Annotated in this window: 11 protein-coding genes; 3 read left to right on the top strand and 8 right to left on the bottom strand. The window is 64.3% G+C overall.

The features are described 5' to 3' along the window. The 4 genes from VNH11_34080 to VNH11_34065 form a co-directional block, all read right to left on the bottom strand. Nucleotides 1-361 (bottom strand): hypothetical protein (locus tag VNH11_34080; protein ID HVA51421.1); only part of this gene is annotated, 361 nt, incomplete at its 3' end. Nucleotides 362-497: 136 nt separating this feature from the next. After that, nucleotides 498-1,409 carry a hypothetical protein gene (locus VNH11_34075; GenBank protein ID HVA51420.1) on the bottom strand — a complete coding sequence of 304 codons (912 nt, stop codon included), beginning with the start codon at nucleotides 1,407-1,409 and terminating at the stop codon, nucleotides 498-500. 149 nt (nucleotides 1,410-1,558) lie between these two features. Then, a complete protein-coding gene (locus tag VNH11_34070; protein ID HVA51419.1) occupies nucleotides 1,559-2,917 on the bottom strand; it encodes a sigma-54 dependent transcriptional regulator in 1,359 nt (452 codons plus the stop codon). Nucleotides 2,918-2,921: 4 nt separating this feature from the next. Continuing rightward, nucleotides 2,922-4,544 carry a HAMP domain-containing sensor histidine kinase gene (locus VNH11_34065; protein ID HVA51418.1) on the bottom strand — a complete coding sequence of 541 codons (1,623 nt, stop codon included), beginning with the start codon at nucleotides 4,542-4,544 and terminating at the stop codon, nucleotides 2,922-2,924. A gap of 190 nt (nucleotides 4,545-4,734) precedes the next feature. Between VNH11_34065 and VNH11_34060 the strand changes: the two genes are divergently transcribed. Continuing rightward, the gene (locus tag VNH11_34060; protein HVA51417.1) at nucleotides 4,735-4,935 is read left to right on the top strand and encodes a hypothetical protein; all 201 of its coding nucleotides are present in this window, start codon (nucleotides 4,735-4,737) and stop codon (nucleotides 4,933-4,935) included. Here VNH11_34060 and VNH11_34055 read toward each other — a convergent pair. Continuing rightward, nucleotides 4,914-5,390, bottom strand: a complete 477-nt coding sequence (locus tag VNH11_34055; GenBank protein HVA51416.1) for a flavin reductase family protein — start codon at nucleotides 5,388-5,390, stop codon at nucleotides 4,914-4,916. The genes VNH11_34060 and VNH11_34055 overlap by 22 nt on opposite strands. Nucleotides 5,391-5,591: 201 nt before the next feature. Between VNH11_34055 and VNH11_34050 the strand changes: the two genes are divergently transcribed. Then, nucleotides 5,592-5,852 (top strand): hypothetical protein, encoded by a 261-nt coding sequence (locus VNH11_34050; GenBank protein HVA51415.1) that lies wholly within the window; start codon nucleotides 5,592-5,594, stop codon nucleotides 5,850-5,852. 55 nt (nucleotides 5,853-5,907) lie between these two features. Next, complete coding sequence (locus VNH11_34045) at nucleotides 5,908-6,114, top strand: hypothetical protein (GenBank protein ID HVA51414.1); 207 nt, start codon at nucleotides 5,908-5,910, stop codon at nucleotides 6,112-6,114. Between the two features lie 17 nt (nucleotides 6,115-6,131). Here VNH11_34045 and VNH11_34040 read toward each other — a convergent pair whose 3' ends face one another. Genes VNH11_34040 through VNH11_34030 form a run of 3 tightly spaced genes read right to left on the bottom strand, consistent with a single transcriptional unit; the run spans nucleotide 6,132 to nucleotide 13,675 of the window. After that, nucleotides 6,132-9,065 (bottom strand): TlpA disulfide reductase family protein, encoded by a 2,934-nt coding sequence (locus VNH11_34040; GenBank protein HVA51413.1) that lies wholly within the window; start codon nucleotides 9,063-9,065, stop codon nucleotides 6,132-6,134. A 7-nt stretch (nucleotides 9,066-9,072) separates the two neighbouring features. After that, nucleotides 9,073-10,206: a squalene--hopene cyclase gene (locus VNH11_34035; GenBank protein ID HVA51412.1), complete on the bottom strand. Its 1,134-nt coding sequence runs from the start codon at nucleotides 10,204-10,206 to the stop codon at nucleotides 9,073-9,075. A 7-nt stretch (nucleotides 10,207-10,213) separates the two neighbouring features. Next, a complete protein-coding gene (locus VNH11_34030) occupies nucleotides 10,214-13,675 on the bottom strand; it encodes a hypothetical protein (GenBank protein HVA51411.1) in 3,462 nt (1,153 codons plus the stop codon). Between the last annotated feature and the right edge of the window lie 148 nt (nucleotides 13,676-13,823).

The raw sequence follows: 13,823 nt of genomic DNA, 5'->3' as shown, positions 1-13,823 counted from the left end.
TTCCTTGTTTGATATTCTTCGTGAAATAGGCGGTGACCACGAATCGGTCCGCCGTTTCCTGCCCCGCCGTTACCACACAAAGATAGTTGCGCCCAGTTCGTCGATAGAACAAATGCACGTCAGGATCCTGGGCGCTTTCGCGAACGAGATCGGGATCTCGCAAGCAGTCGCGAACCGCCGCTTCGTGGCCAGCCAAGGCCGGATGTTTGAAGCGGATAATCTCCCGCCACCGGTCGCGGGTGAGCGCCGCTCGATAGCCGAGTGGCGTGCGCTCAGCAAACAGAAGCCTTATTCGCCACGTTTTCCTCCGATTCAGTATAGCAGGGCGGCCATGACCAGGGCGCACAAGGAAGTTGAGCATGGGCCGCAGCCGGCTTCAAGCGAACTTTTCGCGCGATCGCCGCTATTTTGTTCAAAGCCGACTCAGGATTTGCCGGCCCCGTCCAGCTCGTTGGCTTTTGTTCGAAGCCTGGCTCGGCGAAGCGAGACCGGTGGCGCTAGGACCGCGATACCGCGAGCGACGCCTGTTTGCGGAAGCGTTCGGCAAGCTGCACCATCACCTCCAGCACGAGCAGGTCGGCGCGGGCCATCACGTGACGCGAGCTGCGGCCTCCCAGCCCGCGCAGCGTTTCTTCCAGTGCGCAGACGTGGAACTGCATCACGCGCGGCGCAGGCAGACCACGCGCGTGCAAGGCGTCGACCAAGGCCGCCGTTTCCGCCGCCAGGTTGCCCGACCCCATGATGACATAAGCCCGCAACAGCTCGCGGTAGCGATCGACCAAGGCACTGGGAAGTTCCAGTGGGCCATCGGCCGCCGGTGCGAGGTCGAAGGCCGCGGTCGCGTCGGCGTGCGCGGGGATGTCGTGCAGATCGCCGACAAAGGTCCGTTGCTGCGCGAGCAGGCGTTCGGCTTCGCGATGTTCCAGCTTAAGCCGTTGTCGATCGCGTTCCGCCAGGCGGCGATTCTCACGCAGCAGGCGACGCCACTCGATTGCCCTTCCGATAACCCAGATCAATTGCCGCGGGCTGGCCGTTCGAATCGGCAGATAGCCGTCGGCTCCCACCTCGTAACAGTGCGGCGCGAAGCTGTGCTCGGGACAGTCGCCGAGCACCACCAGCGGGTCGTCGGCGGCCTGAGCACGATGGGCTTCGATGAACTGGATGGCATCCAAGTCGTCGGGCACATGTCGCACGAGTACCGCGTCGTAGGCCTGGCTCCTCAACGTCGCCAGGCCGGCCGCCGCGCCGATCGCTACGTCGATGGTCACGGCCATGGCCCGGTCTGACTCAAACAGTCCACGCAACCATTCGGCCGCATCGTGCTTCGTCGCGACGAGCAGCAGCCGCGCCGCCTTGGGCAGCGTTGCCCAAGGCGACAGGGGAGCGGCGAGTAGTGAGTGCGTAACCATTTCTTGCATCAGTGGGTGTCAGGCGTCGGGGAGGGTTCAGGGTTCAGATGAGGGATGAGGGATGAGGGATGAGGGATGCCGCCTTTCCCAAGACCCAAGACCCTGAACCCTGAACCCTGAACCCTGAACCCTGAACCCTGAACCCTCTCCTATGCCGACCGCTCGAGCTGGCTCACCTGGTTGAGCTTGTTGTAAAGCGTCTTGAGGCTGATTCCCAGCTCTTCCGCGGCCTTGGGCTTGTTGCCGCTGTACTTGTCGAGTATCTGCTGAATGGCCTGCATTTCGATCTCGCGCAAGGTCTGCGGCGGGCCGATCAGCTTGAAGTGCGGTCCGCGCAGCCGCCGCGTTGCCAGACGGCCGGGCAGGTGCTCCGGCCCGATCGGTCCGGCGCCGCACAAGATCGCCGCGTGCTCCACGGAGTTGGCCAGCTCGCGGACGTTGCCCGGCCAGGTATGCGACTTAAGCACATCGAGCGCCGCGGGCGTCAAAAGCTCGTCGTTGGGTCGGACCGAACGGCGGAAACGTCGCAGCAGGTGGCGGGCCAGTCCGGCAATGTCGTCGATTCGCTCGCGCAGCGGTGGCAGACGAATCTCGAACGTGTTGATGCGAAACATCAGGTCTTCGCGAAACTCGCCCTCGGCAACCATCTCTTCCAGGTCGCGGTGCGTGGCGCAGACCACGCGCACATCGACGGTGAACGATTCGTTATCGCCCACGCGGCGGATTTCGCCCGATTCGAGCACGCGCAGCAGCTTGGCCTGCATCGCCTTGGGCAGCTCGCCGATTTCGTCAAGAAAAATCGTGCCTCCACCGGCCACTTCGAACAGCCCGACGCGGTGCTCGTCGGCCCCGGTGAAGGCCCCGCGGCGGTGCCCGAACAGCTCGCTCTCGATCAGGCTTTCCGGCAAAGCCCCGCAATTGATCGCCACGAACGGCATTTCGGCCCGCAGGCTCTGGTCGTGGATGGCACGGGCGACCAGCTCCTTGCCGGTGCCCGTCTCGCCGAGCACCAGCACTGTGGAACCGGTCGGCGCCACCTTGGCGATCAGCGTGCGCACCAGGTCCATCGAGGGCGATTCGCCGACGAGATCCGACTTGCCCTCGACACGTTCGAGCTGCCGCTTGACGGCACGATATTTATTGGTCAGCTCGCGCTTTTCGGCCACGCGTGCCAACAGCGCTTCCAGCTCGGCCAGCTTGCAGGGCTTTGTCAGGTAATCGAACGCGCCCTGCCGCAACGCCGAAATGGCCGTCTCCAGCGACGATTTGCCGGTCAGCACGATCGCCTCGGTGTCGGGCGAAAGCTGCTTGGCTTTGGCGATGACCTCGATGCCCGACAGCTTGGGCATGTCGAGATCGACCAGGATGCAGTCGTAAGTGTTGCGTTCCAAGGCGGCGAGGGCCACGGCGCCGTCGGGACAGACGGTCACTTCGTGCCCCATGCGCGGCAGCTCCAGGCTCATCAACGACTGCAACGAGGGCTCGTCGTCGGCGAACAGCAGCTTCAGAGGTTTAGGCGGCTTGGTGGCGATGGCTCTTCTCCTTCGGTAAGTGGCCGGCCGCGGACGCCAGCGGCAGGCGCACGCGGAACGTCGTTCCGCGATTCGGCCCGTCGCTATGCGCGTCGATCGTCCCTTCGTGGTCGGCCACGATGCGATAGACGATCGACAAGCCCAGCCCCGTGCCCTGCCCGCCGCGGCGGCGCGTGAAAAATGGTTCGAACAGGTGTTCCATGACCTCCGGCGTCATGCCGCAGCCGTCGTCGGCAAAGACCAACTCGGCCTCGCCGCCGCGGCGGTCGAGCGTCACCCTGACGGTCCCTTCCGCATCGAGGCTGTCGAGCGCGTTGGCCAGCAGGTTCAGCACGACCTGCTTGACCTCCTGCGGATTGGCCGAGACGACGACCGGACCGTCCGACGCGAACTCGACGTGCGCATCGTGATACTTGCCGACGTGGCGGACCATTTCGATCACGCCTTGCACCAGCTCGCCCAACTCGGTCGGCAGCCGCTTGACTTCGCCCATGCGGGAAAAGTCGAGCAGCCGCTCGGTGATCCCCTTGCAGCGGAAGGCTTCGGTCTGGATCATCCGCAGGTATTTGCGGACCACCTCTTGTTCGCCCTCGGCGAGCTCGGCAAGACCCGCCATTCGCCCTTCGAGCGACTCGGCGCACATGGCGATCGAGGCCAGGGGGTTGTTGATTTCATGGGCCACGCCGGCGGCCAGAAAGCCGACGCTGGCAAGCTGCTCGCTGCGCACGACTTGCTTGGTCCGCTGCTTCACCTGGCAGTCGAGATCGTCGCGGATGGCCTGAAACCGCGCGGTCATGTCGTTCATGGCGGCGGCCAGCTCCGACATCTCGTCGTGCGTTTGCAGGCGGATGCGGTAGTTGAATTGGCCGCGGGCCACCTTGCGAGAACCGTTGATCAGAATCCGCAGCGGTCGAAAGACCCAGTGGTAAAACAGGTGAACGAAGAGTCCCAGCAGCACGGCCGCCGCGCCACTGGTGGCCCAGGTCAAGGTCAAGAGCCTCCGGTATTGTCGTTTGGCCTCGATCGTCGACTCGCTGATCCGGCTGTAAAGGTGTGTGGGAAGCCGGGCGGCCAGAAGCTGCAGTTGCTCCAAGTCGTGGGTCAGCGCGCCGCGTTTCGGCTGGTCGATCAGCCAGTTCTGATCGTGAATGGTCGCGTCCATCCGCTCGATGAGCACCTCGATTTGCCGCACGCTCTCCCATTCCTGCCGGCTGTCGCCGATCTGGCCCGACGGGTCCGGGTTGTCGTTAAGCTGCTGCCGGTATTGGCTCAGGCAAATCTTGACGTTCTCCAGGCCCGCCTCGAACTCTTGCCGGGCATAGCGCAGCAGCGGCTCGTGCATCTCAAAAACCGCCCGTTGTCCCTCGGTCTGCGCCTGGTGGACGAGCGGCGCGTCGTCGCTCAGGGCCACCCGCAGATCGCCCACGCGCTGGCTGAGAATATTCGCCAACGGCAGTTCGGGCACGCGCCGGCCCAAACTGCGCACTAAACTGCGATAGGCGTAAAGCCCGTAGATCCCCCCCCAGCCCAAGGTTCCCACCATGACCAGCAGGAGACCAAGGCAGAGGAAGAGCTTTTTGCGGATCGGCCATTTGAAGAGCAACCACGACCTCCCAGTCGGCGCGGGGTGATTTGCGGCGGCGGACTGTACCACCGTCGCCGGGAGCGGGCAAGAACGATTGGCCCGGTTTGTCCGAACATCGAACATCCGAACCGCGGGCCATTGACGTTCGTACAGACTTGAGTACACTTACATGTGCAGTGTGCAGATGTCCCGTTGAGGAGAGCAAGCGATGATTGCCGTTGAACGAAGTGGTCCGATCAAGAAGGTGCAACACGTGTCGCCCGGCCTGTGCCGGCTGGGCGAAGCGCTGAGCGAGCTGATGGACCGCTATCCGGAGACGATCGAGCGTGCGGAAGAGTTTCCGCCGATCGTCGTGGAAGACGGGCCGGGCGACGTTTGGTCGCCGGATCACTCGGCCAGCCGGGCGTAATTGCCTTGATAGTAGAGGAGCGGCCGCCCTTCGCGGGCGTCGCCCGCCACGATCTCGCCGGTGAAGATGTGATGGTCGCCGCCGGGCAGGGATTCGGCCAGCTTGCAATCGACCCAGGCCAACGCGTCGTCGAGGACCGGCGCCCCCGTCACCGCGGTCGAGAGCTTCAGGTCCGACCACTCCTTGGGGCCGCGCATGGCGAACCGTCGCGACAAGGCTTCCTGGTCTTCGCGCAAGATATTGACGGCAAAAAACCGGCTGGCCAGCAGGTGCTCGTGCATCTGGGCGCGCTTGTCGACCGCCACCAGCACCAGCGGCGGGTGAAGCGAAAGCGAGGCCACGGCATTGGCGGTCATCCAAAACAGTTCTTCGCCGCGGCGGGTGGTGACCACCGTGACGCCCGTGGCGAAATGGCCCATGATCCGTCGTTGGAGCTGGCTGTCGAATTGCGACATGAAGGCCTCTGCACGTGGTTCGGCGGCTGGAGAAACGTTGAGCGTAACAAGCCGGGCGGAGTTGGGAAAGGCTGGTTGGCCAGGGCTTCGCAACGGTTCCGCCGCCGTGTTATCATTTCGTGATGCACTGTGCATCGGCGGCCGCGCTCGCAATGCGCCATGCCAATGCGGCAATGTACCACGGCACTGCAGGGAGAGACGATGAATCAACCGATTGATCCACTGGCACTTTACCACGAGTTCGAAGAGACGCCGTTTCGACCGCGCCGGGTCCATCTGACGGACGGCGAATCAATCGACATTGTGTCACGGCGACACGTCATTGTGGGAGAAGACTATTTGGATATTGGAATCCAGGCCGACGACGAGCCGCTCGGCATTTGCGAAACTCTTGTCACGGTCCCGCTCAATATGATTACCCGTTTCGAGATACTGTCCCCGCAGCAGACCGGGTTAACCTAGTTGCAAGCTTGTAATAATGCGGCCAAATCAGTTGAGGGATTTGCTCGAAGCGCGAATGTTTCAACCGTTCAGGTTGCACCTTTCGACGGGCATGGTCGTTGACATCGGATCCCCGGAGTTCACGATGCTGGGCAGGTCGATACTGTGGATCGAGTCGCCAGGGCACGTTGTTCCGCTTGCAAGACGACGCATTGCCATTTCGCTCTCGCACATCGTTTGGCTGGAATTCATTGACGACGTCGCACAAGCCGGATTGAACTAAGCGTGGCTGCCGCATGCTCAATTGCCTTCCTTGCTGGGCTGTGCCGCCTCCTTAGCAGCATGCGCTTCTTCCAGAGCCGCTTCGATCCCTTTCTCGTTCTCCGGGCCGGCGCCGATGAACACGCGGGCCACGTTGCCGTCGGGGGCGATGATCACCGTATAGGGAATCACCGTCGCTCCATACCGCGCGGCGACCGCGCCGTCGCGGTCGAGCGCCGCGACGATGTCGAGCTGCATCCGCTTCAGCGAGGCCTTCACGTCGTCGGCCGATTGTTGCAGGTTCACCGCCACCAGCTTCACATCGGCCGCTTTCGATTCGGCGACCCTGCGCGACAGCTTCGGCAGGCTTTGCACGCAGGGAGCGCACCACGAGGCCCAGAAATCGAGCACGACCGTGCGGCCCTTGTGCTCGGAAAGGCGGAACTTCGAGCCGTCGAGCAGGTCCAACTCGAAGTCGGGCGCCGGTTGGCCGACGAGCGAAGAGTCTCGGCCCGTGCCGGCGGGCAGCTCGCCGCCCTCCTGAAACGCCTTGGGGTCCGGCGCCGGCGTCAACGTCCAACCGTGATAGCCCACCTTGCTCGTGGCCTGACGCACCCGCTCGCCCAGGAGCAACTCGCTTAGGCGGTCGAGCGGCAAGCGACACTCGCCCAGCACGTCGCTCGTGCCGGCGATCACTCGGTCGTCGGTCTCGCTGACCGTAAAAGTCATCCGCGTGCCGTCGCTGCAGACCGCGTGAACCAGGCTGGGAGTCTCGGCCGCCCGGGCATCGGCCGTGGGCGGATCGGGGTGCAGCCAGACGATCGCGGCAATAAGCTCGCGAGGGAACTCGCGCTCGTTTTGGCCCACCGCGAAGTGGACGACGTCGCCGGCCATGTTCAACAGCCGGCCGCGCAGGTAGTCGCCGCTGGTGGCACACAGAATGTGCGTGGGCGGATCGTCGCGATTGAGCCGCGGCAACGTCAACAGCCGTTCCAGCTTTTCCCGCTGGCGCGTGAGCGGCCCCCGCTCTTGGTCCGCGACGGCCTGCCGGGCGAACTCTTCGAATGTCGGCCTTCCCGTGCCCGAACGGCCCGATAGTTCCGAGAGATCGATCGCTTTGATTCTGTCATGGGCGATTTGCTTCTCGGCCGACGCCGTGTGGCAGGCCACGCCCCGATCGTCGATGCCGGTGACACGACACCTGAACGTGTCGCCCGTCATCAGATAGAGCCTATCGTAACGGACCGTGGCGTCCTCGGAGCGGCTCATTCGCCGCGTGGCGGTGACGCCGGTCACGCGTCCGGGAATGCCTTCGCGCAAAGGGCTGGCGCCGGCGCTCGCCGCCGGCCGCCAGGCGATGCCGCTGTGACCGGTGCCCGCCTTGGCCGGCGCCAGCCAGCCGTGCAGCCGGGCCGTGTCGAGACGCAGCACCATCAGGCTGCTTTTGGCAGCGGGGACAACCTTGTCTTGCGCGTCGAGTTGATAGTTGAACGCGATGCTCGCCACGGCGGCCAGCGGCAAACTGCTCGAATCGAGCGCGGGCGTATCGATCGAAAGGCAATCGAGCGAAAGCCGCTGGCCGTCCACGCCAGCGAACCAGCCGCTCAACTGCGTGCCGTCGGCGCACGACACCCGCATCGGGCGGTCGGGCGGGGCCGCCGGCTCGCCGAAGCAAATCCTGGCCACCTGCTCTTCCGGACAGGCGACGTCGCCCTGTTCGGTTTTCATGCTGAACTGCCGCTTTTGACCGTCGTAGCCGCTCAGCTTACCGTTGATGACCGGCCCGTCGACGCGGTGCAACTGCGGGCGATTGGCCGCCACCGGTTGCGGCAACGAGCCGCTCCACTCCCAGACGCGGAGCCGCTCGAACCGCAGGCCACCCCGCTTGTGCTCCAGCAGGATGCCCGGCGAAACCTTGGGAGCGTCGGCATCGATGTGTACGGTTGCCAGCGGCAGCCCCTCGGCCGAAAAAACCTCGGCCCGCTGCTCCTGCTGGTCGAGCAGCACACGCAAATGCACGCGGTCGCGTTCCGGGCCGGGCGCCAGCGTCATCACGCGGGCCACGTCGATGTCGTTGCCGGTCTCATAGACGGCGATCACGTCGAGATCGACCACTTCCAACCGAAAGCCCTTCCGCCGGCTGGCCGCATCGCCGCCCACGCCGAGCGCCAGCCTGAACACGGGCGGAAACAGCGACGACAACTCGAACTCGACCAGCGCCCGCGCCGGCAGGCCGATGGGGCTGTAGAGCGAGGCGGCGTCTTTCTCGGTCAGCAGGTGCCCTTCATCTTCGCGCCAGGCATCGTCGGGGCCGGGCGTTTGCCATTCGGCCAGGCCGTTGGGGCCGATATAGACCAGCGCGTTGGCCTTGCAACGTTCCAGGCAGCGCACGGCGGGACGCTTGACGCGCAGCTCTCCGGCCACCGACGAACGAAACCGCAGGTTTTCGTCGCTCACGGCGAGCAGCTCGCCAAACAGCACGTCGCCGCCGGCCAGCTCCAGCCGGTAGTCGTGATCGCGCCAGGCCGGGGCCGACGCGACCGGAAACCGCACCCGTTGCAAAGCGTGCAGGTCGAGCTCGAACGGCTGTGTGAAGCCCGGCGATTGCCAGCCGAACCGGTCGGAGTGCTCGCCGGCGGCCGGCGTGCCCGTCATCCAATCGTCGTCTTGCAGATAGGCCACCGGCGCATCGGCGGGCGGGGTGGGCTCGACGGCGGGCGCCGCTTGTTGCACTCCGCGCGAACCGGGCGAAACATCGTTGATCACGCCGATGTCGGCGCGGTTGCGCTGTGCGACCGCGGGCGAGCAAAGCAGAGCCAGCAGTAGGGTGGGACCAGCGAGCTTGCGAGCGCCGGCCCACCATTGTTGCGACGTCGTGCCGTTGGTGGGCCGGCGCTCGCAAGCTCGCTTTTTCCACCCTACGGCTTCAGCAAACGCGCCGCGGCAATCCAAAATCCAAAATCGAAAATCCAAAATCGCTCTATCGTTCATAAATCGGCAAAAAGCGGTAGTTGACGGCCAGCACCAACAGCGACATCGACGTGCCGTAGGCCGGCCCGAACTGCGAGGCAAAGCTGCCGTCGGCCTGCTGCGATTGCTTCAGCCGGCGGATCTGGGCCTTGTTCCATTTTTCCCAGGCGTCGGGGTCGCCCTGATACAGCGCCTGGGCCTGGTAATAAAACGTGTATTCGTCGTTATGGTTGCGCCCCTGGCCGCGCTCGTGCTTGAGATAGTCGATGGTGGCCTTGTATTCCTTCAGGTCTTTGCGCCGGGCGACGGCGTAGACGAGCGTGGCGATGGAGGAGCGGGCCAGCGAATCGCCCGGTCCGCCGGCCATTCCGCCCGCATAGCCCACGCTGCCGTCCGGCCCGGTCGATTGCCGGTAGTAGGCCAAGGCCCGGTCGATGGCCTGATCGGGCACCTCGATGCCGGCGTTGCGCGCGGCCAGCAGTCCCACCAGCACGGCGCCGCTGACCGACGTATCGGCGTCCTGGGCGTTGGGCGAATAGCGCCAGCCGCCCAATTGGTTCTGCTTTTGCGACGCCAGGGCACAGCGCACGGCCAGTTCCAGCGCTTGCCCGACCGTGCGGTTGGCGGCAGCGCCGGCGGCGCGCGAGACCGAAACCGCGCGTCCGGCCGGCGAAGCGCTCCACATATTGTGATCGTCCACCGCGCCATAGGCTTCGGCCAGGGCCAGCATGGCGAAACCGTGCTCGTACATATTGCCCGACCCGATGCAGCCGCTGACGGTGTCTTGTGCGCCAATGATGCTGCGCAGCGCCGCGCGCACCTGCGCGCTATACGGCCCAAAGTTCGGATCTTCGCCGGAGGCCAAGAAGGTCATCAGGCAAAGGCCGGTGATGGCCGGGCCCTGCATATTGCCGCGGGTCCAGGCGCCGCCCGCTTCCTGGCTGGCGGCCAGATACTGCAAGCCGTGGTCGTAGATCTCGCGCACCTCGTGCGGCACCGCGCCGCCGTGCCGCAATTCGGGCAGTTGCGCCTGTGCGACGCCGGTGAGGGCCGCCAGGGCAATTGTTGACGGTATGCTTCGTGACACGGCGTGGAACATCGAGACACCAAAAAGCGCACGCAGGGTGTAAATCGCTTGTTTCATGGTACACTCAAAACCCGGGCCCCGCCCCAGCGGCCGCGCGGAAAACCTGGTTGCCTTGTTGCACTTCGAACTGCCGCAGCGCGCCGGACAATTCGCCGTAGTGCTGTTGGAAGGCGGGAAGCTGAATGTCCAAGAAAATCGCCTGCAAACGCGCGAACGGCAACTGCGCGACGCGCCGGACAAATTCGGCGGTGCCGCCGGCCTCAGCGTCGGAGAGCGAATCGTTCAACAGCGTGGCCAGCCCATCGCACTGCGCCGAGTCCAGCGAGGCCGCCCGCTCGAAGCCTGCGACGACGGCGACGACTACCGCCTGACGCTGGAACTCGCGCCGTTGGCCGTTGGCCTCGGCCAGCATGTGCTTCTGCTCGTCGGTCAGCCGGGTTTGCAGCGATTTTCGAAAATAGGAGTTTTCATCGCTTAAGATCGCTAACGGCAACGGCGCAGCGCCGCCCCGGACTTGCTGCTTTCGCACAACCAACTCTTCGCCGTCGTTCAACTTCTCATCGGGCGCGGACGATTGATCTCGCCAGCGCGCCACGTCGAGCCTGGCGGCCAGCGACAACTTGTCGCGCTGAGGCTTGCTCAGGCCGCAAGCCGCCTCGATGTCGTCCAATCGTTGTTCGACGTATTGCGCCAACCGCCGCTGTTGCTCTTCGACCGTCGGCCCGCGACGCACGATGCGCCTGACCGCACGCGGCGCCGCCACTTGTCCACCTGCGATGAGCCCCGGCGCTGCCGCCGCGCGCGGTACGACGGCGCCACCCGCCACCCTTCCCACTGCCGCGGGCACGGCCGCGCCGCCCGGTTTGGGCGCCGCCTGCTGGACGATGACGATCTCCTGCTCATACGGCCGCTGGAGCTCCGTGAGCGCCGCCAACTGCCGCGAGGTCAGTCTCTTTTTTAACTCGACATCGGGCACAAACAGCCCGTAGAAGCCCCCACCGGAAGCCGAAGCGAAAAACCATTCGACCGTGGGGTCGATGATCGTGCCCGAATTGATCGGGCGCCACCAGGCGTCGGCGGCGTCTTGGCCGAGCAGGTCGCACAGATCCTTTCGCTGCCTCGCCGACAACAACAACGCCTCATCGAGCACGGCGACGTGGGCCAGAATCGCGGCCTGGCGGCGGCGCTTCTCGGCCCGCACGCGCTCGCTGTCGAGTGTTTGGCAGTCTTCTGCCGCCACGCGAAAGCCGTTGAGCGTGTCGCCGCCTTTTTTCAACCGTCCGCGCATCGACTCCACCAGCTCCCGGCGCAGCAGCAGATGCGGCGACCGCACGATCGCGAGATCAGTGCCCGTCCTGGCCGGCATGGCCACGGAGTAGGGGCCCGCGGTGCCAGCCCCGGGGAGACTCGTTTGATTCTTTCGGGCCGCCCTGGGCGATTGTTCCACCAGCCGCTCAATGGCGGAATAGCCGTCTCGTTCGAGCACGGCCGCATCGTCGTTCGTCAACCGGCAGATACGTTTTGCGAATTGCACTTCCAGGGGAAGCACGCGCTCGAGCATATCGGCATTGGCCAGAACCTGCCCGTGCGCCGGATCGGCTTCGCTGGGAAACTCCAGGGCTGAGAGGAAGCCGTCGTGGTTGCGATCGTAGCGGCCGAAATAGAAGCGGCTTTGGGCGATTAAAAGCGGCGGCTTCTCTCGATAGAACTCGTGCCAGGCGATTCGGCCGTCGTGGTCCAGGTCTTTGAGCTGCCACCAGTCGGAAGCCTGGTTGGCGAAGTTCGTCAGGCGGAATTCGCGGAACGAAAGCTTGCCGTCGCGGTCGTCGTCAAACACCGGCACAGTGCGGCGGGCCAGGTATCCTCCCCAGCCAATGGCCCGAACTTCGTCGGCGGTCAGATAGCCGTCGCGGTTTCGGTCATAGTCGAGAAAGGCGGCAATGGTGTCGTGACAAAACACCGACCAGGTCTCCCGCTGCGTTAACTGCGCGTCGCCGTCGACGTCGAGCTTCTCGAACAGCTCGGCGGTGTTGACGTTGGCGGGGTGGTAGCCCGCCATGAATTCGTTGCGTGCCAGCCGGTCGTTGCGGTCGGCGTCGTGACGGCGAAAGAAATACCAGGCGAACATCCGGCCGGTTGTCGTCCGCAACGGCCGGCCGTCGAGCTGCGCCAGGCCATAGGCCACGTCAACCAGCCATCGCGCGTCGGCGCGGTCGACTTTGCCGTCATCACCACGGTCCCAGAGCACGAACGGCACGTCCGCCAAGTCGGGAATCTCCGTCGCGATTTGTTTCGCCGGCCATTCGGCCGTGGACAAGGCAAGGTCGCGATTGCGGTCGGCCGCGACGGCGATCGCTTCCCATTTGGCCAGGGCGGCGTCGGCGAATTCGGCCATCGGATCCGGCACGTTGCCCCGCTCGTCGACGGGCGCGGAGAAGCTGTGGTATTCGTCTCCGTCCAACTTGCGGTTGCCGTCGAAATCGAACACCAAGAACCGCCGCGCGCCTTCGCCGCGGTCGGCCTCGGCGTACGTTGCGAGGAATTCGTCTAGAGTCAACTGTCCATTGTGGTCGGCGTCCGCTTTGGCAAAGTCCGCTTCGAAATCGAATTCCGCCGCCGACAGAAAACCATCGCGATCGAGATCGAAATGGTCGAAAAAATAGCGGCTCTGCGCGAGTAGAAGCGGGGGCATTTCAATGTAGAATTCCTTCCAAGACAAACGGCCATCTTCGTCCGCGTCTCGCCGCGGCCGCAGCCAATCGGAAGCCTGGTTGGCAAACGTCGTGTGCCGAAACTCCGAGAACGAGACTCGTCCGTCGCCGTCGCCATCGAACGCGCGCACGCTTCGCAGACCGAGATTCTTGCCCCAGCCGATGGCGATGAATTCATCCGTCGTCAGAAATCCGTCGAGGTTTCGGTCAAATGTGAAAAAGTTGGAAAGAGTATCGTGCCAGAGAAACTTCCGCGTTTCCTCGGCGGTGAGCTGCCGGTCGCCATCTGCGTCGAGCTTGTCGAACAGAATCGCGTTCTTTTCCTTTTCGAAGAACAATCGATCGACGAATTCATTGCGCGACAGCGTTCCATCGTGGTTGCTGTCCAAACTGCGGAAAAAGTACCAGCTAAAGACTCGGCCTGTCGGCGTGCGAACGGCGCGGCCATCCAACTGGGTCAGTCCATAGGCGACCTCCAACAGCCACTTCGCGTCGGCGACGTCGACTTTGGCATCGTGATTTCGGTCCCATTGCTCGAAGGTGACTTCGGCCACAGCCGGAACTTGTGCGGCGATTCGCTTGCCTGGCCATTCATCGCGGGCCAAAGCTCCGTCGCCGTCGCGGTCAGCGACGGCGAGTTCTGCCTGCCACTTCGCCAAGGCGGCCTGCTCCAACTCCGCCATCGGGTCAGGAATCGCCGGCCGCTCGTCCGTGGGCGAGACAAGCTTCAGGAATTCATTGCGGTCCAACGTGCCGTCGGCTTCGAAATCGAATTCAAAGACGCCGTCACCTTCGAAATCGAATTCATTAAACAACCTGATTCGCTCATCGCGATCGACTTGGCGGTAGGAAGCGAGAAACTCATCGCGTGTAACCTTGTTGTCGCCATCATGATCGGCCGCCTTGAACGCGACCGCGGCCCGTTTGAGGACTGCAGCTTGATCGAACGACCTGGGTGGGTCG

Source organism: Pirellulales bacterium (assembly GCA_035533075.1).
GTDB lineage: Bacteria > Planctomycetota > Planctomycetia > Pirellulales > JAICIG01 > DASSFG01.
This window is presented reverse-complemented; position numbering and strand designations above follow the sequence as displayed.